The organism is Edaphosphingomonas haloaromaticamans (assembly GCF_001853345.1).
Classification (GTDB): Bacteria; Pseudomonadota; Alphaproteobacteria; order Sphingomonadales; family Sphingomonadaceae; genus Sphingomonas_E; species Sphingomonas_E fennica.
On record NZ_MIPT01000001.1, the window covers coordinates 4,567,378 to 4,590,288 of the forward strand.

9 protein-coding genes and 1 riboswitch are annotated in these 22,911 nt (G+C 66.4%); of the genes, 8 read left to right on the top strand and 1 reads right to left on the bottom strand.

The features are described from left to right. Positions 1 to 21: 21 nt before the first annotated feature. Positions 22 to 14,763 carry an autotransporter-associated beta strand repeat-containing protein gene (locus tag BHE75_RS24285; RefSeq protein WP_039578508.1) on the bottom strand — a complete coding sequence of 4,914 codons (14,742 nt, stop codon included), beginning with the start codon at positions 14,761 to 14,763 and terminating at the stop codon, positions 22 to 24. 175 nt (positions 14,764 to 14,938) lie between these two features. Continuing rightward, positions 14,939 to 15,019, bottom strand: a riboswitch (cyclic di-GMP riboswitch). 200 nt (positions 15,020 to 15,219) lie between these two features. Here BHE75_RS24285 and BHE75_RS21240 point away from each other — a divergent pair. The 8 genes from BHE75_RS21240 to BHE75_RS21275 all read left to right on the top strand — a co-directional run bounded on the left by BHE75_RS21240 (position 15,220) and on the right by BHE75_RS21275 (position 22,829). Then, positions 15,220 to 16,827, top strand: a complete 1,608-nt coding sequence (locus BHE75_RS21240) for a tetratricopeptide repeat-containing sulfotransferase family protein (protein ID WP_052208674.1) — start codon at positions 15,220 to 15,222, stop codon at positions 16,825 to 16,827. Positions 16,828 to 17,625: 798 nt separating this feature from the next. Then, positions 17,626 to 18,618 (top strand): hypothetical protein, encoded by a 993-nt coding sequence (locus BHE75_RS21245; RefSeq protein WP_070935280.1) that lies wholly within the window; start codon positions 17,626 to 17,628, stop codon positions 18,616 to 18,618. A 294-nt stretch (positions 18,619 to 18,912) separates the two neighbouring features. Then, positions 18,913 to 19,236: a BufA1 family periplasmic bufferin-type metallophore gene (locus BHE75_RS21250; RefSeq protein ID WP_070935282.1), complete on the top strand. Its 324-nt coding sequence runs from the start codon at positions 18,913 to 18,915 to the stop codon at positions 19,234 to 19,236. 82 nt (positions 19,237 to 19,318) lie between these two features. Further along, positions 19,319 to 19,714, top strand: a complete 396-nt coding sequence (locus BHE75_RS21255) for an MAPEG family protein (protein ID WP_070935283.1) — start codon at positions 19,319 to 19,321, stop codon at positions 19,712 to 19,714. Then, complete coding sequence (gene bufB, locus BHE75_RS21260) at positions 19,711 to 20,589, top strand: MNIO family bufferin maturase (protein WP_070935285.1); 879 nt, start codon at positions 19,711 to 19,713, stop codon at positions 20,587 to 20,589. The genes BHE75_RS21255 and bufB overlap by 4 nt, the downstream gene beginning before the upstream one ends. Continuing rightward, positions 20,573 to 21,373 (top strand): HvfC/BufC N-terminal domain-containing protein, encoded by an 801-nt coding sequence (locus BHE75_RS21265; RefSeq protein WP_191225237.1) that lies wholly within the window; start codon positions 20,573 to 20,575, stop codon positions 21,371 to 21,373. The genes bufB and BHE75_RS21265 overlap by 17 nt, the downstream gene beginning before the upstream one ends. After that, entirely contained in the window at positions 21,370 to 21,843 is a 474-nt protein-coding gene (locus BHE75_RS21270; RefSeq protein ID WP_070935290.1) for a DoxX family protein, read from the top strand. Before BHE75_RS21265 ends, BHE75_RS21270 begins: the two co-directional genes overlap by 4 nt. Then, positions 21,840 to 22,829 carry a hypothetical protein gene (locus tag BHE75_RS21275; protein ID WP_070935292.1) on the top strand — a complete coding sequence of 330 codons (990 nt, stop codon included), beginning with the start codon at positions 21,840 to 21,842 and terminating at the stop codon, positions 22,827 to 22,829. The genes BHE75_RS21270 and BHE75_RS21275 overlap by 4 nt, the downstream gene beginning before the upstream one ends. Positions 22,830 to 22,911: the final 82 nt, after the last annotated feature.

The following is a 22,911-nucleotide window of genomic DNA, read 5'->3' on the forward strand; positions in this document are numbered from 1 at the left end:
GCGACAGCGCGCCCGATCCGCCTAGAATCGTATTCTGATCCCAGCCGTCCCCTTCACGCTATATCCGTTACCGAAATCGGCAACCGCCGTATCGGCCGCCGCCTGGGCATAGAGCGTGATCCGGTCGTTCCAGCTATAGCTGCCGCCCAGCCCCAACTCGCCCCACAGGGCCCGCTCGCGGTTGACGATGGGGGTGCCGGACACCTTGACGCCGCTGTCGGGTAGCCATTCATAGTTGAGGTTCACAATCGCATAGGCATGGCTGCTGCGGTTGCCGCCCGAGCCGGTGCTCCAGCTGTTCTGATGATCGATCGACAGGCCCCAGCGCGTTTTCAAGCTGCGGCCCTGGTCCGCCGACACCACCGCCCCCATGGGATCGGTGAAGCGATCGAAGCTGACATGGGCATAGGCCATCTGGATCTGCGGCGTCACGCTCAGCTTGCCGCCGATCGGCGCGCGCTTGCCCACTTCCAGGCTGAATACCTCGCCCATGCCGTCATTGCCGCTGGCGAGCGTGCCGAGCACGTTCGACTTGAGGTCGCTCGTGAACCAGGAGACCTGCGCCTGGCCGTCGGCATAGAAGCCGTCGGGACCATACCAGGTCAGCGTCGCGCCGACGCCATAGCCCTTGGCACCGATCGCGCCATTGCCGAACAGCGAGGTGACGGAGGTATTGGCCTTGCCATATTGCGCCGTGAGGCCGCCGATCAGCGCCGCGCCGTCGCTCCGCTGGGCGAAGGCGTGGTCGACGCCGATCTGCATCTGCCAGCTGTCGATGTTCTTGTCGGTATGGCTGGTCGAGAAGACCGGCTGCGGGCGCTGGCGCGCGCCCTCCATCCGGCCCCAGATGCCCGTGCCAGCCTGGGTCGGCGTGCCGGCCCAGGAACGGTTGCCTACGCGCTCCTGCAACGTCGGCAGGCCGGTCAGCGCCAGCAGCGTCTGCGCATAGCCTTCATAGACCGGCACGCCCGGCTGATAGAGCGGCGGCGGCGGCACGACCGGCTGGTCGGGATCGATCGGGGTCGTCGTCGGGTTGGTCAGCGCCGAACGCAGATACCAGTCACCGTCATTGGGGTCGGTGACGCCGTTCTTGTAGAGGCGATAGGCATAGGCACCCGCCACCACCGCTGGCGCGCCTTGGAACTGATAGTCGCCGTTCAGCGTGAAAGTGCCGTTGGATGCGCCCGCGATGTCGATGATCTTGATGCCCTCCACCGTCTGGGCACCCAGGCCGTTGCGGTTGATGATTGTGACACCGGTTGTGCCCGAGGTCGCGCCATTCACCACCAACCGGTCGGTCGGCGAGGCGTCGTCGCCCAGCGCGGTCTCGATCTCCAGTGTGCCGCCATTGCCGACATAGTTGCCGGTGACGGTCAGCGTACCGAACCCGCCCCGGCCCGGCGCCACCACGCCGCCGTTGCTGATGCCGCCGACCCGGCCGACACCCTCCAACCGCGCCGCCGCTGTAACATCGACATTGCCGCCCAGCGCGCCATCGACCGCCAGCGTGCCGAGCGCGACACGGGTCTCAGCGACATAGCCGCTATTGTCGCCGGTGACAGCCAGCGTGCCAGCGCCGTCCTTGGTCAGGATGCCGGGACCCGACAGAATGCCGCCCAGCGTGAAGGTCGTATCCTGACCGGTCAGGATCGTGCCGTCACCGGCAAGCGTGAAATCGCGATTGCTGGTGAAGCTGGCCGTGGTCTTGAGCGTGCCACCGTCGACGCTGATGCCGCCCGCGGCATCGCCCAGATTGGCGTCCGCCGAAACGGCAATCGTGCCGCCGTTGATCGCCGTGCCGCCGGTGTAGCTGTTGATGCCGCCCAGCTTCAGGGTGCCGGCATCTGTCTTCACCAGTTGCGTCGCACCCGTCAGCGCCGCATTGATCGTGGCGGTATAGGCGCTGCCGGCCGCCGTACCGTCGCCGACGCGGATGGTCGATTGCGGCCCGACGAGCGCCAGCGTGTCGCCCTGGATGGTGTAACCATCGACCGCGAATTGCAGTCCGGCCGCGCTGACATCGCCCTGGCTGTTGTCGATCGTGACAGTGCCCGGCTGGCCGGCAAACACCGCGAAAGCGCCATTCGCATAGGCGGCATTGACGGCGCCGTTCGCATCCGTCCAGTTGTCGCCGGTGGCTGCGACGTGCCAGATGCCGTTACCGCCGTCCACGGTGGCATTGAACTTCGGCCCGGCATCTCCATCCCAGAAGTTGAGCGTCAGGTTGCCGCTGTTCACCAGATTGACCTGGCCCGCGACCGAAGTTTGGACCGTGACCGCGTTCCCCGCCGGCAGGGTGCCAAGGGCCAAGCCGTTGTCGGTGAGCGTGCCGCCATAGTTGAACACACGGTAGATGCCCGGATCGAACGCGCCGCCAGTCGGCACGCCGACGTTCAGCATACCATCGAGCGTCAGATTACCGCCGACATCGACCAGATCGTTGAGCGGACCGCCGACCGTGCCGGCCTGGCCGAACGCGACATTGATCGTCGATCCCGCCGCCAGCGACAGGCCGCCCTTGATCGTCAGCGTGCCCGGCAGGCCATCGATGCCGCCCGGATTCAGCACGCCGCCATCGGCCACCGTCACGTTGCCGCCGATCATGCCGATACCGCCCAGCGTGGCGCCGCCATTGACCGTCGTCAGGCCCTTCGCCGCCGACTGGTCGCCATTCACGAACAGCGTGCCGGCGTTGACGATCGTCGGCCCCGCATAGCTGTTCGCACCGGTCAGAGTCAGCGCGCCCGGACCGTTCTGGTTCAGCGCGCCGGTGCCGGCGATCAGGCTGGCGAAGGCGACATCGTCCGATCGGTTGAAGGCAAGCGTGCCATTATCGACCACATCGCCCTGGATCATGCCCGTCGCGCCGCCATTGCCGAGCTGCAACGTGCCGCCCGAGACGGTCGTGCCCCCGGTATAACCGTTGGTGCCCGTCAGGATCAGCGTGCCGAGATCGGTCTTGTTGAGCGCCGCCGTGCCGGTCAGGACCGACGCGATCGTCGCGACATAGCCCGCGCCCGTCGTCGTGCCGTCGCCGACCCGGATGTCGGCGCTGGCGCCGACGAGCGTCAACGGGTCGCCCTGGATAAGATAGCCGCTGGTCGCGAACTGCATGCCCGAGGCGCTGACAGTGCCTGCGCCATTGTCCACCGCGACCGTGCCGGGCGCCCCCATGAAGACGGCAAAGCTGCCGTTCGCATAGGCGGCGTTGACCACGCCGTCCGCATCCGTCCAGTTGTCGCCGCCCGCTATGGCCTGCCAGATGCCGTTGCCGCCATCGACGCTGGCGTTGAACTTCGGCCCGGCATCGCCGTCCCAGAAGTTCAGCGTCAGGTCGCCGCTGTTCACCAGATTGACCTGACCCGCGACCGATGTCTGGACTGTGACGACATTGCCCGCCGGCAGGGTGCCGAGCGTCAGCCCATTGTCGGTCAGGGCGCCATCATAGTTGAACACGCGGTAGATGCCGGCGCCAAAGGAGCCGCCAGTCGATACGCTGACATTGAGCGTGCCGTCGAGCGCCAGGTTGCCGCCGACATTCACCAGATCGTTGAGCGCACCGCCTACGGTGTTCGCCTGGCCGAACTCGAAGTTCAGCGTCGACCCCGCCGCCAGCGCCAGATTGCCGTTGACCGTCAGCGTGCCCCGGCCGTTGCCGGGCGCCAGCGTGCCGCCGTCGGCAATCGTCACGTTGCCGCCGAGCGTGCCCGAGCCGCCCAGCGTCGCGCTGTTCAGCACACTCGTCAGGCCCGTCGCCGCCGACTGGTTGCCGTTGACCAGCAGCGTGCCGGCTTTGACGGTGGTCGTGCCGGTATAGCTGTTGGCACCGGAAAGCGTGAACGTGCCGGTGCCGTTCTTGACGATCGACCCGTCATTGCCGGCAATCACGCCGGAGAAGGTCGTGCTGTTGCCGGTGCCGAGCGCGAGTGACTTGTCGCCGAGCGCCACCGCGCCGCTGCCGCTCAGGTCGCCGATCGTCGTGCCAGCGCCAGTCAGGCCGGTGATGTTGAACAGCGCGCCGCCATTCACCGCCACCGCGCCGCCCGAATAGAGCGCGCCATTGCCCACCAGCTCGAAGCTGCCGGCCGCGACGGTGGTGCCGCCGGTATAGCTGGTCGCGTTGAAATAGCGGACAGCGCCGCCCGGCGCCGAGATGACGACGCGGCCGCCCGTGCCGCCGCCGATCCCGCCATCGGTGATCGTGCCCGTCCAGTCGGTGAAGGAATTGCCGAAGCCGAGCGTCAGCGTCTTGGAACCAAGGGCAATGCTGCCGTCGGCGGCGCCGTTCAACTGGATGACTCTCGCGCCGGTGTCGGTCTGGGAAATATCGAAGACCGTGCCCGAGCCGATCACCAGGTTGGCAGCGCCAATCGTGCCGACGCCCGCCAGCGCCAATGTGCCCCCGGCGATGATCGTGCGGTTGCCATAGGTGTTGGCGCCCGTCAGCGTCAGCGTGCCGGAACCCAGCTTGTTGAGGAAGTCGCCGGCGGCATTGCCGGGTCCATCGCCGATTGTTCCGCTCAGCGTGACATCGAACGTCTGGGTATCAATGCTGTTGGAAGTCGGGCTGCCCACGAGAATGTTGCGGGCGGAGGTGAACGCGGCACCCGCCTGCAACGTGCCGCCCTGGAGCGACAGCACCCCCGACACATCGCCCAGATTGGAGTCGCTCGACACCTGCACCGTTCCGCCGACGACCGTCGTGCCGCCGGTATAGGTGCTGGCGCCGCCCAGGATCAGTGTGCCGCTGCCAGCCTTGACGAGGGTCCCGCCGCCGGAAATTGCCCCTCCCAGCGTCGCGGTCGTACCCGCGTCGCTGATGATCGTCCCGGTGCCGTTCAGCGTCACTGCGCGGGTGCCAGCGAGATCGGCGGTGGTGTGCAGCGTGCCATCGTTGAAGCTAAGGCCGCCGGCCGCGTCGCCCAGATTGGCGTCGCTCGAGATCTGCAGCGTGCCGCCGTCGATCGTCGTGCCGCCGGTATAGCTGTTGGTGCCGCCCAAGATCAGCGTGCCAGCGTCGGTCTTGACCAGCTGCGCGCCACCCGTCAGCGCCGCGCCGATGGTCGCGACATAGCCGGCACTCGCCGCCGTGCCGTCGCCGATGCGGATGATCGCCTGTGTGCCCGTAAGATTGATGGCGTCGCCGACGATGTCGTAGCCGCCGGTCGCGAACTGCATGCCTGCGACATTGATCGGCCCTTGGGTGCCATCGACCGTGACAAGGCCGCTCATGCCCTGGAAGACCGCGAACGCGCTATCGAGGAACGGCGCGTTGATCGAACCGTCATCCAGCGTCCAGTTGTCGTTGCCGCCGGTGCCCTGCCAGATGCCGTTGCCGCCGGTGATGATGCCGTCGTTGCGGCCGCCCGCGACGCCGTCCCAGAAGCGCAGCGCCAGGCCATCGGTGTTGATCAGGTTCACCTGATTGGCGACCGAGGTCTGCACGTAGAAATTGGTACCCGGAGGAATGGTGCCGATGGCGAGACTATTGTTGGTCAATGCGCCGGTGTAGTTGATGACGCGATAGATGCCGGGGCCGAAGCTACCCCCGGCACTCGCGTTGACGTTGATGGTGCCGCCCAGCGTGAGGTTGCCGCCCACGGTGATCAGATCGTTGAGTGCGCCGCCGACGGTATTCGCCTGGCCGAAATCATAGTTGAGCGTGGCGCCGCCCGCGAGCGACAGATTGCCGTTGATCGCGAGCACGCCCGGCGTCGCATCGGCAAGGCCGGGGTTGAGGCTGGCGCCGCTCGCAACGGTGACGTTGCCGCCGATGATCCCCGCGCCGCCCAACATCGCACCGCTGTTCACGGTGGTAGCGCCGGTCGCTGTCGACTGGTCGCCATTGATCAGCAGCGTTCCGGCATCGACACTCGTCGTGCCCAGGTAGCTGTTGGCGCCCGTGAGGGTGAGAGCGCCGCTGCCCTGCTTCACCAGCGCCCCCGTGCCGGAGACGAGGTTGGCAAAGGTCAGGTCGTCGGAACGGTTGAACGCCAGCGTGGCGTTATCGGTCACATCGCCCAGGATCGAACCGCTGGTGCCGCCGTCACCAAGCTGAAGCGTTCCCGCGCTGATCGTCGTGCCGCCGGCATAGCTGTTCGTGCCGGTCAGGATCGTGGTGCCGGTGCCGGCCTGGACGACCGCGCCGGTGTCGGAAATGACCCCCGCAAGGTTGAGCGTGTCGGAACGGTCGAACACCAGCGTGCCGTTGTTCGCAACATTGCCCAGGATCGAACCACTCGTGCCGCCATCGCCGAGCTGCAACGTGCCGCCCGAGATCGTCGTACCACCCGCATAACTGTTGTCCGCCGTCAGCAGGAACGTGCCGTTACCCGCCTTGGTGAGCGCCCCCACGCCCGAGATCGTGCCGTCAAGCTCGAAGGTCGTACCCGCATCGGTAAACACCGTGCCGGCGCCCGCTAGCGCCACAGTGCGCGCGCTGGTGATATCGGCCGTGGTGCGCAGCGTGCCGCCGGTGAAGGTGATCCCGCCTGCGGCATCGCCCAGATTGGTATCAGCCGAAATCTGCAGCGTGCCGGCGTTGATCGTCGTGCCGCCGGTATAGCTGTTCGTGCCGGTCAGGATCGTGGTGCCTGGACCGTTCTGGTCCACCTTGCCGGTGCCCGAGATCAGCGACGCGAAGGTATAGCCGGCGTCGGTGTGGTTGAAGTTGACGCGGCCGTTCGCGCTCGTGACGACATTGGCGGCAGTCAACGTGCCCGCCCCCGTCGCGGCGGCCCCTTCCGCACCGCCGATGTTGAGCGCCGCATTGCCCGGTCCCATCGTCAGCGTGCCGCTGCCGACCACGGCCGCGCCGCCATTCGCGACAGTCAGCACGCCCGTCGTTGAAGCCGTGTTTGCGAGCGTGAGTCCGGTCGCCGTTTCGAACCGCGATCCGGCCCCCGAGACGGTCACGGCGCCCTGAGCCGAACCCAAGGCACCGATCCGCGCCGAACTCGCCGCCTGGACTGTGCCGCCGTCAAGGACGTTGAGCGCGCCCGTCCCGGCAACGCCGATTACCAACACTTGTGCGGTATCGGTGGTGCCGAGGCTGGAGCCCACACCGCGGACGTTGACCGTTCCGTTGCCGTTTACACTATTGCCGATCCCAATGGCAGCGCTGGCGACGCGTCCACCATTCTCGATGTTCAGAATGCCGGTGCCACTGCTGCCGACGGAGCTGTTGCCTGTGGAGACGACCTGCGCGTCCGGGCCGGTCACCGTCATCGTCGCCGATTGCCCCGCAACATCGGCAACGCGGAAGTTGGTGGTGCCGGTGATCTTGCCGCTGCCCTCGACAAGCAATTCGCCGTTATTGACGCGGGTCTGGCCGGTATAGCCGCTCGTGCCGGTCAGGGTCGTGGTGCCGGAGCCGGCCTGCTCGAGGGCGCCTGCGCCCGTGATCGCACCGGCCAGCGTCATGGCGTTCGAGCGATTGAAGATCAGCGTGGCGTTGTTCGTCACGTTACCGGCGATCGAGCCGGTCGTGCCGCCATTACCGAGTTGCAGCCTGCCCGAGGTGATCGTCGTCCCGCCCGTATAGCTGTTGTCCCCGGTCAGGATCAGCGTGCCCAGATCGGTCTTGGCGAGACTGCCCGTGCCGGAGATCGTGCCGCCCAGCGTGAAGGTCGTGGTCGCACCGGTCTGGATCGTGCCGGCACCCACCAGCACCACATCGCGGCTGCTGGTGATGTCGGCCGTGGTGTTCAGCGTGCCGCCGTTGAAGGTCAGGCCGCCGGTGGCGGCGCCGAGATTGGCGTCGCTGGAGATACGCAGCGTGCCGGCATCGATCGTCGTGCCGCCCGCATAGCTGTTGGCGCCCGTGAGGGTAAGGACGCCGGCGCCCTGCTTCACGAGCGCGCCAGTGCCGGAGACGAGGCCGGCGAAGGTCACATCGTTCGAGCGGTTGAACGCCAGCGTCCCGTTATCGACGACGTCGCCCGGGATCGAGCCGCTCGTGCCGCCGTTGCCGATTTGCAGCGTGCCGTCCGAGATCGTCGTGCCACCCGCATAGCTGTTCGTGCCGGTCAGGATGAGCTTGCCGAGATCGGTCTTGTCGAGCGCGCTGGTGCCGGTCAGTTCGGAGGCGATGGTGGCGGTGTAGCCCGCGCTCGCCGCCGTGCCGTCGCCCACGCGGATCGCCGCGCTCGGCCCCACCAGCGTCAGCGGATCGCCCTGGACGAGATAGCCACTCGTGGCGAACTGCAGGCCGGAGGCCGTCACCGCACCGCCGCCATTGTCCACCGCGACCGTGCCGGCCGCGCCGGCGAAGATCGCCATGGTCCCGTCGGCATAGGCGGCGTTGGTGCCGCCGGCCATGTCGGTCCAGTTATTGTCGGTGCCGCCCAGGTGCCAGGTGCCGTTGCCGCCGTCGACCACGCTGTTCACCTTGGGACCGGCATCGCCATCCCAGAAGCTGAGCGAGAGCCCCGCCGAGTTCACCAGGTTGACCTGCCCCGCGACCGAGGTCTGCACGGCGACGAGGCTGCCGCCGGGCATGGTCCCGAGATCGAGCCCGTTATCGGTCAGCGTGCCGCCATAGTTGAACACGCGGTAGATGCCGGCGCCGAACGTGCCGCCGGTGGGCACGCTGACATTGATGGTGCCGTCCAGCACCAGATTGCCGCCGACATTGATGAGGTCGTTGAGCGCTCCGCCCGCGACATTGGCCTCGCCGAACTCGAAGTTCAGGACCGATCCCGCCGACAGCGTCAGGTTGCTGTCGATGGTCAGCGTGCCGGGGCTGTTGCCCGGCGCCAGCGTGCCGCCATTCTGGACGAGGACGCTGCCGCCGATGATCCCCGAACCACCCAGGGTCGCGCCGTTCGCGACCGTGACCAGGCCGGTCGCGGCCGACTGATCGCCATTGATCCGCAGCGTCCCCGCATTGACGTTGGTTGCGCCCAGATAGTTGTTGGCGCCGGTCAGGATGGTCGTGCCGGTGCCCGCCTGGGTCACCGAGCCGCTGCCGGAAATGACGCCGGCGAAGCCGATCTCGTCAGACCTGTTGAACACCAGCGCGCCGGCATTCGCGACATTGCCGACGATCGAGCCGGTCGTGCCGCCGTTACCGATCTGGAGCGTGCCGGCCGTGATCGTGGTGCCGCCCGTATAGGTGTCGGCCGCCGTCAGGGTCAGCGTGCCCGCCCCCGCCTTGGTCAGCCCGCCGGCGCCGGACACGACGCCGCTCAGGTCGAAGCTGGTGCCGGCGTCGGTCAGGATCGTGCCATCGTCGACGAGGGACGCATTGCGGCTACTGGCAATATTCGCCGTGCTGCGCAGCGTCGCGCCGTTGAAGGTCAGGCCGCCGCTGGCCGCGCCGAGATTGGCGTCGGCCGAGACCTGGATTGTGCCGGCATTGATGATGGTGCCGCCGGCATAGCTATTCGTGCCGGACAGGATGGTCGTGCCGGTCCCGTCCTGCCGGACCACGCCCGTGCCCGAGATCACGCCTGCAAAGGTCAGGTCGTTCGACCGGTTGAACACGAACGCGCCGTTATTCGCCACATCGCCGACGATCGAGCCGGTGGTGCCGCCATTGCCGAGCTGGAGCGTGCCGGCCGTGATCGTCGTGCCGCCCGTATAACTGCTGTCGCCGGTCAGGATGGTCGTGCCCGCGCCGGACTGGCTGACGGCGCCGGTGCCCTGGATGACGCCGGCATAGGTGTAGCTGTCGGACCGGTTGAAGCCCAGCACACCGAAATCATTGACCGTACCGCTGACGATCGACCCGGTGGTGCCGCCATTGCCCAGGATCAACGTACCAGCGTTGATGTTGGTGACGCCGGTATAGCTGTTGTCGCCTGTCAGGATCCAGAGCCCCGCATCGTTCTTGGCAAGCGAGGTCAGCACCGTGGCATTCTGGTTGCCGATGCTGGCCCCCATGACGTTGTCGCCGGCGTTGGTGCCGCCCAGCGACACCACGCGCGCGCCGTTTCCGGAATAGGACACCGCGCCGGTATTGTTGAACACCACCGCGCCGCTGCCCGAGGACTCGATCGCGGTCGTGCCCACGCCCAGCGTGAACTGCCGGTCGGTCGTATCGCCCGTGCCGGTATAGCGCAGCGTGCCGCCCGATCCGATCACCAGGTTCGCGGCAGCGTTGGAGGACATGCCGATGCTGCTGGCGACGCCGCCATCGGAGAGCTTATCGACGCTCAGCACGCCGCCGCTAATCGTCGTCACGCCGGTATAGTTGCTGGCCTGGTTGGTCAGCCGCCAGGTGCCGGCATCGGTCTTGGTCAGCGAGGTCGTGCCCGTGCCGGGATTGGTGACCTGCGCCGCCAGGATGTTGTCGCCGGTGTTGGTGCCGCCCAGCGTCAGCGTGCGATTGCCGGCGCCCGCGAGCGTGACGGCCGCGGTGCTGGTGAAGGCTAGGGTGCCCGTGCCCGACGCATCGATCCTGCCGCCGCCCGTACCGAGCGTGAACTGCCGGTCGGTGCTGTCGCCCGTCCCCAGATAGCGCAGCGTGCCGCCGTTGATGACCAGATTGCCCGCATCGCTGCTCGAGGTACCGATCGAGCTGTTGACGCCGCCGGCGGTCAGGCAGTTCACGCCCAGCACGCCGCCCGCCACGGTCGTGATGCCGTCATAGCTGTTGGCGCAGTTCGCCAGCGTCTGGTTACCTCCGCTGGTCTTGATGAGATTGCCGGTGCCGCTGATTGCGCCGGCGTAATTGCCGTTGCTGGCGCCGACCGTCAGGGTCGCACCGCCCAGCGTGACATTGCCGCCGGCCGCGCCGCCGCCGTTCAGGAAGCCAATGGTCGTGTCGAACCCATTGAGATCGAGCACCGCGCCCGCAGCGTTGGCGAAGCTGGCGCCGCCGGTGCCGAACGCATTGATCGTTCCGGCGCGCAGAATCCCGTTGTTGACCTGGGTTGTACTGTTGCGGGTGGTGGTGCCCGACAGCACGAGCGTGCCCGCGCCTTCCTTGGTGAACGAACCGCCCGTCGTGGTGCCGGTCAGTGTCAGCGTCGTCGCCGCATTGGTGACGTTGATCTGCCCGGATGTGGTGGCGAAGCCCCGATCGATGCTGACGGAGGCGCCGGTATAGTTCAGCGAGCCGCCATTCAGGACAAGACTGGTCGGGGCGGCGCTGGCAGCCCCGATGCCGCTCACCTGCCCGCCATTGGCCAAGCAATCGGTGCTCAGCCCGGAAACGACGGTGGTCACACCGGTATAGCTGTTGTTGCAGCCGGTCATGACCTGGGTGAAGCGTGTCACGCCAATGCCGCCGCTGCCGCTGATCGTGCCCGTGAAGGTGCCGCTGCTGTTGATGTTGAGCGTGGCCGCGCCCAGCAGCACGTTCCCGCCGCCATTGAGGCCGCCCACGAAATTGCTCTTGCCGGCAAGATCCAGGGTCGCACCGGCGTCGACGGTCATCGCGCCCGCGCCCGTGCCTGCCGCATTGCCTCCGAAAGCCTGGGTGGAGCCGGCGCGGAGCGTGCCCGCGGTCAGATGCGTGCCGCCGGTATAGCTGTTGGTGCCGGACAGGATCAGCGTGCCGTCACCATCCTTGATGAACTGGCCGGTGCCGATCGCGGCGCCGCTGACGGTCAGCGTGGTCGTCGCCTGGCTGACATCGATGCGGCCGCCGCCGTTGGTCAGGCTGAAGCCGCGATCGATGGCGACATTGCCGCCCGTATATTGGAGGCGCCCGCCGGCATCGAGAATGAGGTTGGCGGAGTCCGCGCCGGCGGCGCCGATACCACTCGCACCGCCGCCATTGGCCAGTGTGCCGACGGACAGCGTGCTGGCGCCGCCGGCGCCCGAGCCGCTGATCGTCGTCACGCCGACATAGTCGTTGTTGGGATTGGAAAGGACAAGCGTGCCCCAGCCGGTCTTGGTAAGCCCGGCGTCATCGGGGCTTGTCACCTGCCCGGAGAATTCGACGCTCCGCCCTGTATTGACTTCGATGGTGGGCGCGCCGGCGCCGCCATTGACCAGCGTGAAGCCGCGATCCGACACGACATCCGTCCCGCCGACATAAGCGAGCGTGCCGCCTTCCAGCACGAGGTTGGACGACGCGCCGGAGGACGCGCCGATGCTGCTGGCGACGCCGCCATTGGCAAGGCTGTTCACTTCCAGCCGGCCGCCGCTCAGCGTCGTGCCGCCGGTATAGCCGTTGGCGCCGGCCAGCCGAACCGCGCCGCTGCCGCCCTTCACGAAGCCGGTCGCGCCACCGTTGTCGATGATGGTCGAGGCGATGGTGAAGATGCCGCCACCGTTCTGCTGCACGCCCAAGGTGCCGCCGCCGGCGCCGCCGGTCAGCGAGCCGCCGGTGATCGTCTGGTTGAAATTGCCGACCGAAGGGGCGGCGATGATCGTACCGTCGATGCCGAGCGTCTGCCCCGCAGCGATGGTCACCGTCGAGTCCGCCGCCGCGGTGTAGCGCAGGCCGCCCAGTTGCCGGCCGGTGGTCACCGTGCCGAAGAACGGCGTATCGGCAGCGCCCTCGGTATCCGTGACGATATCGCCATCGATCCAGGTGGCCGCATCGTCCTTGGAGGCATAGTCGCTTTCGGCGAACGCCGTGATGGTGCCACCCAGAACCTTCGCATAGTCCGAGCTATTGACCGTGGCCCATCCGCCAAGCAGGCCGTCGGCATGGCTTGTCGTGATCGCGCCGCTGGTCGGCACGATGAAATTGACGAGGCCGCCGCTACGGTTGATCGCGCCGAGATTGAGCGAGAGGCTGCCACCCGCACCCGAGTCCGCGCGCAGGGTGTTGCTGCCCGCCATGACATTGATGGCGCTGAGGCTCTGGCTGTTCGCTTCCCCGGCCGCGCCGATCGCGCGCAACGTGCCGCCCGACAAGTTGAGCGTCGATGCGCTGGAAAGGATGTTACTCGCCGGACCGCCCACGCCGGAGAAATCGAGCGCCAGAGCGCCGCCGACAATGGTCGTTGCACCGGTGTAGCTGCTGGCGCCGGTCAGCGTCAGCGTGCCGTTGCCCATCTTCAACAGCCCGCCGCCGCCGGTGATCGTGCCGGCATAGCTGCTGGCCACCGTGCCGTTGACGGTCAGTGTCCCGCTCGCGCCCAGCGCGATACTGCCGCCGGTGCCATTCAAGGTCGGCGTCCAGAAGCTGAAATCGTTCAGGTCCAGGATGCCGCCATTGACGGTCACGCTCTTGGTGGCGCCGAATGCGGTGGCACTCCCGGCCTGCAACGTGCCGCTATTGACGACCACATTGCCGCTGAAGCTGTTGGCGCCGCCCAATATCCAGGTGCCACTGCCGCTGCTGACAATATTGCCGGTGCCCGAAATGACGCCCGACAGGGTGTTCGTGCCGGCAAAGCTGCCGCCCAGCGTGAAGTTGTCGGTGGCGGCGGTGCCCAGCGCGACAGCACCGCTCAGGTTCAGGGCGCCGGTGCCATCGTTGGAAATGGTGCCCGAAGTGTTGGCAATGACCCAGGAACGGTTGCTGCTCGCGCCGGCGCCGGTATAGCTCAGCGCGCCGTTGCTGGAGAGCGCGATAGCGCTGGTGCCCGCGCCCAGCGAACTGACGACCCCGGCATCCGCCAGCACCGGCGCCTTGACCGTGATCGCACCGATCGAGCTGCTGCCGGTATAGTCGTTGGCGCCGCCCAGCGTGATCGTCCGGCCAGCCAGGCCGCCGAAGCTGTAGTTGGCGCCGCTCAGCGTCCCCAGCAACTGGAAGTCCGCGCTTTCGGCGCTGTAGTTGGCGCCACCATTGGTGGTGACGTTGCCGGTGATCGTCAGGGTTCCCGAACCCTGGTTGCGGATGATCGCCGTGCTCCCCTGAAGGGTCCAGTTGCGGTTGGAACTGTCGCCGTCGCCGGTATAGATGACACTGTCGGAATATTGGCTGGTTTGGGCGAACAGGATGGTACCCGAAATCGCGTCCGTCGGCGCGCCCAGCGAACTTGCCTCGCCGAGATTGCCGATCGACGAGAAATAGGTGGAGCACACCCCGTTACAGCCGTTGAATCGCGTCGATCCGGTATAAGTGCTGGCGTCGTTGGTCAGACGGACGGGACCCGTCGTTCCAACGGAAATGCCGCCAGCGCCAGTGAGCAGAGCCGACCCGACACCGCTTCCCATCAGCGTCAGCGTCGCCCCGGTGCCGATGTTAACGGTGCGTGCCGTCGCGTCGGAATTGATCTGCAAGGTTGAACTGGCCGTCACCGCGATGTTATTGCTGAGCGCACCGAGTGAGGCGTCGGTCGAGGCCCGCAGCGCGCCGCCGCCGAGAGTGATCCCGCCGCTGAATGTGTTGGCGCCGGTCAGCGTCAAGGTCCGCGATCCAAGCTTGGTCAGGCCCGCCGTTCCGGCAAGAATCGAATTGATGGTGGTGTCGCCGTTGATCGTCAGCGTGGGGGCAGTGCCGGCAAGTGTCAGCGTGCTGCCGCCCAGCACCCAGCCGTTGACGGTCTGAAACGTCATGTTGTGGACGGTGATCGGCGCGGTGAGGGTGACCGAGCCTGCTGTCGTCGTTGTGCCGGTCGCGGTGATGCCGAAAATGGCATTGTCCAGCGCGGCATTGTCCCACGTTTGATAGGGACCGAGCACATCGCTATTTGCCTGGCTCCAGACCGGCGAGCTGGTGTCCCAGGTGCCGTTGCCGCCGCTGCCGGGATTGGTCCCGTTGGCGTCCCAGTAACGATCCTGGTCCTGCGCTCGGGCGATCGACGGTGCGCCGAGGGCGATCAGCGCCGCCAGCGAGGCGCCGCAAAGCAGACGACGCGAGAAGGCACTGGCTCCGCTCGCGCGGCGCGCCTTATTGTTGCTGTTGCTCATCGACCCCTCGTTGTTATTGTTGGATTTCAGACACGACGGAGCGCCGCCCGATCAGGACGGCACACCACGAGAATTTTGACGATCGGGACCAAGGTCAGGGATGACAGCGCGCCCAGGCGCTTGCAAATGGCTGGCGTGCCAGCACGGTTTAACCGTCGCGATCATCATACCCCCTGCCAGTAACCCTGCTAACTCTCTTTCGAAGCGTCCGGAGACTTTGCGTCCTGCCGTCACCAGCAGTTTGCCCTTCGGTGCCCTTTCCGATCCGATGGCGTTGCGAAGTGTGCTAGCGACCCGATAGGAGGTGACCTGGATAGGCGTTAAACAATGTCAGAGTTATCAATTTGTTACTAAGGCCTGTAAATAGTTGCAAAATTCAAAGCACCCGACTATTTTTGCTGAGAAATCGGCCTAGGATATGCAGATGCTGTCGCCCTCGATCCGACCGCGCGGAACATGCCCCATAGCGATTCAGCGCGTTATCGACGTCCTCAAATTGCTTCGTTGACGGCGCAGACCCAAATGTTGGCTGAAGCGGCGCGTGCCCTGAATGACAACCAACTGACGCGTGCTGAACAGCTGATCCGTTCCAGCCTTGTGGTCTCCCCCGAAAACCCCGATGCGTTGCGCCTTCTGGCTGCCGTCGCCGTCGCAACGGGGCATTTTGCCGATGCCGAGCGATTGCTCCGTGGCGCGATCTGCCAAGCGCCGGGCTTCGTGCTTGCCCACGCCGATCTGTGTACCTTGCTTGGTCGCCAGGGGCGTGCCGCCGAGGCGCTTGGGCTGCTGGACGAGTTGATTGGCGCCGGCGACGGACCTGTCTGGGCGCTGTCGCTCAAAGCGGCGACGCTGACGGCTGAACGTCGCGCGGACGAGGCGCTGCCCGTGCTCCGGCAACTGATCGCTCGCACCCCTGGCGCCGCTATTCCGCAGATCAGCTATGCCGACGCATTGCAGACCGCCGGGCATCTCGATCAAGCCGTTGCCGCCTATCGCAAGGCCCTCGACCTCGATCCCGCCAGCGGCCTTGCCTGGTGGGGTCTCGCTAATTTGCGTGTCGTTCGGCTCAGCGCGGATGACGTCATGTTGATGGAACGGGCGATGGAAAAGGCCAAACCGGGTCTGGACAGGGTCCGGCTTGGCTTCGCCCTTGGCAAGGCGCTCGGTGACCAGGGCCGATATGAGGAGTCGTTCCGGCGCTATGAAGATGCGAATCGCGTGCGCGGCTTGCTCATCCATTATGACCCGCAGGCGACGGAGGATTTCGTCAGGGCAGCGGAAGCGGCTTTCACGTCCACCTTGTTCGATGCTCGCGCCGGGCATGGGAACGAAACCGATGCGCCGATCTTCATCGTCGGCATGCCGCGCGCGGGCTCCACTTTGGTCGAGCAAATCCTCGCGAGCCATCCGATGGTGGAGAATCTTGGCGAATTGTTCGAACTGCGGAATATCGCGCAGCAGATTGCTGGCCGTGAGATATCAAACGCCGCCTTGCCCGGCGTCATTGCCGCCCTGCCGGCCCCACAGCTACGCGAGATCGGCGACAGCTACATCATCTCGACGCGGCGCTACCGGCGAACCGACCGCCCGTTCTTCACCGACAAGATGCCCGCTAATTGGCAGCTTGTTCCCTTGATCCTACTTATCTTGCCTAAGGCAAAGATCATCGACGTCCGTCGCGATCCCATGGCGTGCTGTCTGTCGAACTTCACGACCTATTTCAATCGCCACACGAGCTTTCCAGCCAACTTGGCCGATCTTGGCCGGTATCATTCCGACTATGCCCACTTGATGGATCATCTGGAACGGGTTCGGCCGGGACGGGTTTATCGTCTGGGTTATGAAAGGCTTGTGGAACACCCCGAGGCAGAAATTCGCAAGTTGCTTGCAGCCCTGGATCTGCCGTTCGACGCGGCCTGCCTGCGGCCGCATGAAAACCAAAGAAGCATCTACACACCCAGTGCGCAGCAAGTACGACAGCCGATCAATGGAGAAGGATTGCAACGCTGGCGAGCCTATGCACCGTGGCTTGAGGGACTAAGAGATCAACTCGAAAATCTATAGTATGAAGCTCCGGAAGACAGTTTTCGAGAGTTGGCAAGCGTAGCATCTATCGGTGCAATGCGGCTGCAGCGTCGATTTCAGCAATTGGGGCATTTTCCGCCGCACCATTCCGCTAATTGCACGAAGTCGTGGGAGCAGAAAAAAATCTGTGAAAGCATTCCGCCAATACCCAGAACCACTCATTTATGCCCACTCAAAATGTGGGAACATTCGTAGTATCGGTTTGGATTCTTATAATTTGATTTTATAAAATCAATGAGATAAATCGCCTGACTGGTGACCACTTACGGTCACCGGTTCAGCTGGCAATTTACACTTCCAACAGGTCCTTGCCAAGGACAACCGTTCCGGTGAAGTGCATCCGCGACCGGATCGGCCAGCTCCATCGCCGCCCAACAAAGAGTCAGCTCTCTGGCAGCGCAAAGTCATTTCGGCCTATATAAGTCCATTGGGCAGATGGCATTTATGATGGTATAGAAATCACGAATCGGAAAGATACCGGTGTAAATTCAATACCTTGCCACGACAGCCGGGTGCCCGTAGGGGTCACCATCCCGAGCCTGCCATCGCTCGGACGGTATCTGCCGCAGCGCTTTTTTCAGCCTCTGACAATCCGGGTCAATCCTCGGCAATAAGCCGCAAGCCAGCCCGTGCCTTCGCCGCTAGGCGGGAAGCGCCCCGGCCCGGCCGCGCACAAAGGCCGCGCCGCCGTTCGCCGCAACGGAGAGGCGCGATGGCCATCCGCGTTCCGCAAAGAGCATTCGGCCCGCAATCCCCGGCGCAAGGCGGGGGCCGGCCATGAACCGCGACGCCGCGCCATGGCGAGAGGATTTCCGTGGCGGCTCGCGCGAGGCGGAGGACCGGCTTTTCCGGGCCATGGCGCAGGCGATATCGCCGCGTCCGGCGGCAAGGCCGGACGCGGCGCCCGTCGGGACCGATCGGGCCGATCGCCGCCTGTTCCATGCCAAGACCGCGGTCGGCATCACCGATGCCGCCCTGATGGTCGATCGCGCGCTTCCCGCAGGTCTCGTGGTCGGCCATTTCCGCCCCGGCGCCATATTGCCGGCCGCGATCCGGTTTTCCAATGCGAGCGCAATCCCGCAGGCGGACGGCGTTCCCGACATGCGGGGGCTGGCGATGCGGCTGGCGATACCGGCCGGCGGCCCGCACGATTTCGTGCTCGCCAATTTCCCGACCGCGCTGGCGCGCAATGCCGAGCAGTTCCTCGCGCTCGCCATGGCGGCGGCGGGCGATTGGGAGACGCGGCTGGCGCGGCTGGCCAGCCGGATCGGCTTGTGGGAAAGCCGCAGGATCCTGGCCCATCTGAAGGCCAGCCTGAAATTATGCCCCAGCCTTGCGCATGAACATTTTTGGAGCGCCTCTCCCTATCTCTGGGGCAGCCGGCCCGTGCGGTTCGAATTGCGGCCCGTGGCGGGGGAGCCGCCGCCGCCCATCCTTCCCGCGCCGGGCGACAATGCGCTGCGGATCGAATTCGCATCCAGGATCGCCCGCCGGAGCGTGACCTATCGCCTCGCCCTTCAGCATTATTGCGACGAAAGGCGAACCCCGATCGAGGATGCCGCGGTGGACTGGCGCCCCCGCGCCGCCCGCCCGATCGAGATCGCGACCCTCGTCATCCCCCGGCAGGACATATCCGGCCGCGAAGGCCGGTGGGCGCTGGAACAGATCGACCGGCTGCGCTTCAACCCCTGGAACGCGCCGGAGGATTTCCGCCCGCTCGGCAGCCTCAATCGCCTGCGCCGTTTCTTCTACGCAGCAGGCGACCAATGAGCGCGGGAGAGGAATGCCCGCCCTTTCGAAGGCGGGTTTCCGGCCGGCTTTGCGGGGATCGCGCAATCGAGAGCGAAGGATCGCAACAATGCGCAAGATTGCGGCGCGGCGATTGCCTAGCAATCGATCACGGTCGCCAGACAGGGACCGCGACGAAAACGGCCGGAAAGCCGGGCAGGGGATCGTCCCGTGCAGCATGATGCTCGATCCGCATCGGTCCTTCCGGTCGATCCATTGCAGTGAATGGCCGCATTGCCACGCGCAGGGCGGTACAACCTTTCGTGGAGACCGACAATGTCCAACAAAGTATCCGCCCTTATCATCGGGACGCTGGTTGCCGCCGGCGCCATCACGCCGGTCGCCGCCAGGGAATATACCCAGGCGGAGCGGGAGAAGCTGAAGGCCGATCACACCAAGCTGGTGCAGGCGGGCAAGGTCGAGCCGTGCTTCGGCGCCGCGCTGAAGGGCAAGAACGACTGTTATGCCGGCGCCGGCACGACGTGCGCGGGCACGAGCACCACCGATTATCAGGGCAACGCCTTCAAGCTGGTTCCCAAGGGAACCTGCACCTCGATCAAGACCCCCAATGGACCGGGCAGCCTTTCCCCCAAGGCCTGATCTTCCCTTCGCGATCGGGTGGGCCGTTCGCCCGATCGCCCCACCCCGAAGCCCTCAACGCCCCCCGGACGGAGCCGGCCCGATGACGCTCTTGCCCGAGCAACAGGATCTCGTCCTCGTCGTCGTGGCGACGGCGCTGATGTGGATTCCCTATACCGTCGCGCTGATCGCCCGGGGCGGGCTGATGGCGGCCATGGGCAACAGGGATAAGGTTCCCGCCCTGCCCGCCTGGGCCGAGCGCGCGCGGCGCGCCCATGGCAATGCCGTCGAAAATCTGGTGTTGTTCGCGCCGCTCCTCCTGCTCGCGGCCGCAGCCAGCCCCGGCTCGGCCGCTATCGGCGCCGCCGCCCATGTCTATCTGGGTGCACGGATCATCCATTATTTCGCCTATGTCGCGGGCATACCGGTCGTCCGAACGCTGGCCTTCGTCACGGGCTGGGGCGCGACGATCGCGATCGCGCTGGCGCTGCTCGCATGACCCGGCCGGCGCCATCCACCGAAGGCTGGCCCTCGCTGGCCGGCGTCGGGCTGAAGCCACAGCATGTCCCCGACATCCTCGGCGGGTTTCCGGCGATAGGTTTCTTCGAGGTCCATGCCGAAAACTATATGGGCGCTGGCGGGCCGCCCCACCATGATCTTGCCGCGATCCGCGCGCATTATCCGCTTTCGATCCACGGCGTCGGCCTGTCCTTGGGCGGGGCGGAGGATATCGATCGCGACCATCTCGCCCGGCTGGCGGAGCTTGTCCGTCGCTATGAGCCGGCACTGGTGTCCGAGCATCTGGCCTGGTCGTCGATCGGCGCCACCTTCCTCAACGATCTGCTGCCCCTGCCCTACACGCCGGCCATGCTCGATCGCGTGGCCGGCCATGTCGCACAGGTGCAGGACGCGCTCGCCCGCCCGATCCTGCTCGAAAACCCGTCGACCTACCTCGCCTTCGAGGAAAGCGTGCTGGAAGAGACGGATTTCCTGGCCGAGATCGCCCGACGGACCGGCTGCGGGCTGCTGCTCGACGTGAACAATATCCATGTGGCCTCGATCAACCAGGGCCGCCCGCCCGAAGCCTATCTGGCCGCCTTCCCGATGCAGCGGGTGGGGGAAATCCACCTCGCCGGCCACGCGCCCCGGCGCGACAGCCTCGGCGCACCGCTGCTGATCGATTCGCACGACCGGCCCGTCGCCGAACCGGTCTGGGACCTCTACCGCGCGGCGATCCGCCGCATCGGCCCCGTTCCCACCCTGATCGAACGCGACGCGGACATCCCCGAATGGGCGGAGCTGCATGCCGAGGCGCTGCGCGCCCACCGCTGCATGGCCGCGGGCGATGGAGGCGATCTTGCCATCGCCTGCTGAGGGCCAGCGCCGGTTCGCGGACGCCATCCTCGACCCCACGGCCGCGATCCCGGCGGGCCTCGCCTGCCCGCCGGGCACGGAGCGCGCCGAACGCTTCGCCGTATATCGCAACAATGTGGCGGTCGGATTGATCGAAGCGTTGCGTTCCACCTACCCCGTCGTCGACCGGCTGGTGGGCCGCGAATTCTTCACCGCGATGGCCCGGACCCATGCCTTCGATCGCCCGCCGGATTCGCCCGTCCTCCTCGGTTATGGCGCCAATTTCCCCGCCTTTGTCGCGGGCTTCGGGCCGGCGGCAGGGCTCCCCTATCTGGCCGATGTCGCCCGGCTCGAATGGGCATGGCTGGAGGCCTATCATGCCGCGGACGCCGATCCCATGCCCGTCGCCGCGCTGGAAAGCCTGCCGAAGAAGCGGCTGCCGGGATTGCGCCTGATCCTGCATCCATCGGCGCGGCTGCTGCGCTTCGCCTCCCCTGCCCTGACGATCTGGCGCCTGCACCAGGAGGCCGCAGAGCCGGCCCCGATCGAGCTGGACGGCAGGCCCGAACTGGCGTTGATCCTGCGTCCCGGCACGTCGGTGGAAGCCATTGCGCTGTCGCCCGGCGCGTTCGCCTTCCTCGATGGCCTGCGCCAGAACCGCAGCGTCGCGCTGAGCGTAGCCGACGCGCTTGCGGCGGAGCCGGGCCTCGACGTGGCCGAGCTGCTGGCGCACCTTTTCGAGGCGGGCGCCTTTGCCGGCCGGGACGAGGGGACGGAGCCGATCGATCAGGGAGGCGAAGCATGAAAGGGAGGGCGAAGCCGGGCTGGATCGGCGCCATGATCGCCGCCGTGGCGGGATTCGGCCGCCTCGCCGCGCCGCCCGTGCTGCGGATCGCGCTGGCGCTGCCGTTCCTGCGATCGGGGCTGACCCGGTGGGATCCGTTTCCGACGCTGTCGATCGGAACGCAGTTCCTGTTCGAAAGCCAGTTCAAGCTGCACGTCTTCGGCCGAGTTCTCGACCTGCCGGCGCCGTTGTTGCTGGCTTATCTGACCGCGATCGCCGAGATCGTGCTGCCCGCGCTCCTCCTGCTCGGTCTGGGGACGCGGATCGCCGCATTGGGGCTGCTGATCATGACCGCGGTCATCCAGTTCGTCGCGCCCGAAGGCTGGGCCAATTTCCATCTCTATTGGGCGGCGATCGCGCTGGGGCTGATGGCGCTCGGCGCCGGCCCCCTCTCGCTCGACCGCCTGACCGCCTGGGTCTTCCCCCGATGAGCGCCGCGCCGTCCGGCCGTCAGCTCCTGATCTATTTTTCCTGGAGCCGCCCGGCGGAAATCTCCGCGCCGCTCGATGCGATCGAGGATCGCTTTCCCGCCATCTTCGAGCTGCGCCGGCTATTCTATCCGCGTTTCGAGCCGCTCGCCGATCCGGCCCGGTTCGACCAGGGGATCGCCGGCTTCCTCGATCATGTCCAGAAGCCCAATTTCGCCGCCTTCGCCGATCTGGCCGGAGCATGGAGCGGACGGCCGGCGATCATGATCGAGCGGACCGCCGACGATGGCACCACAACGCCGCTCGACGATGCGCTGCTCGCGGGCGTTGACACGATCGTCGTCATCAGCTTCGATTCGCTGCGCACCGGCCAGACGGCGGCCGCTTCCGAGGTCGCGGCCGTGCGGCGCTTCCTCGAGGCACCCGACCACCTCATCTTCCTGTGCCCGCATCACGACATCGGCGAAGCCATGGCCGGCGACGAGGGCCGCGAGGAACGGCGGATCGGCGAGCATCTTCATCATGGCGATGCGGCGATTCCGCCGAGGCAGGGCTTCGGTGGCTTCGCGCGGAGCCTCCTTGCGGGGCTGGGCGTTCCCGTCGACAATCGCTTCGGCCTGCGCCCGGCAATCGCCGCCGATGGATCGCCCGCGCCCGTGGACGTGGCGCCCGGACTGGATGTGCTGGGCCTGCTGGACGGCGTCATCACCTTCAACCTGCACCCGCACCTGCCGCATCTGGAGCGGATCGGCGCAAGCATTGCCCGGATGGAGGTGCTGGCCACGCAGCGCATCGATCCCTCGGCGGCGCCCCATCCCTTCACGCAAGGCGGGCGCACCGACTTCGACGCGCTGCTGCAATCGCGGCCCGAAACGTTCGCCGGCACGCTGCTGGTTTCCGACGCCACTCTTTTCAGTTCCACCGCCGGCGGCACCGACAGCCTGCGCAGGCTCTGGTCCAACCTGATGGCGCGGCCCCGCCGCCGCTGATGGGGATCGCCATCAGCGCAACTTCTTTCCACCGACGGCAAGTTCAGGCAAGATCGCAAACGCCGAACTCATCTAGCCAGAA

What these genes read in the sequence shown, in the direction of transcription:
- BHE75_RS24285 (WP_039578508.1), bottom strand. Translation starts at nt 14,763, where the DNA reads ATGAGCAACAGCAACAATAAGGCGCGCCGCGCGAGCGGAGCCAGTGCC.
- BHE75_RS21240 (WP_052208674.1), top strand. Translation starts at nt 15,220, where the DNA reads ATGCCCCATAGCGATTCAGCGCGTTATCGACGTCCTCAAATTGCTTCG.
- BHE75_RS21245 (WP_070935280.1), top strand. Translation starts at nt 17,626, where the DNA reads ATGAACCGCGACGCCGCGCCATGGCGAGAGGATTTCCGTGGCGGCTCG.
- BHE75_RS21250 (WP_070935282.1), top strand. Translation starts at nt 18,913, where the DNA reads ATGTCCAACAAAGTATCCGCCCTTATCATCGGGACGCTGGTTGCCGCC.
- BHE75_RS21255 (WP_070935283.1), top strand. Translation starts at nt 19,319, where the DNA reads ATGACGCTCTTGCCCGAGCAACAGGATCTCGTCCTCGTCGTCGTGGCG.
- bufB (WP_070935285.1), top strand. Translation starts at nt 19,711, where the DNA reads ATGACCCGGCCGGCGCCATCCACCGAAGGCTGGCCCTCGCTGGCCGGC.
- BHE75_RS21270 (WP_070935290.1), top strand. Translation starts at nt 21,370, where the DNA reads ATGAAAGGGAGGGCGAAGCCGGGCTGGATCGGCGCCATGATCGCCGCC.
- BHE75_RS21275 (WP_070935292.1), top strand. Translation starts at nt 21,840, where the DNA reads ATGAGCGCCGCGCCGTCCGGCCGTCAGCTCCTGATCTATTTTTCCTGG.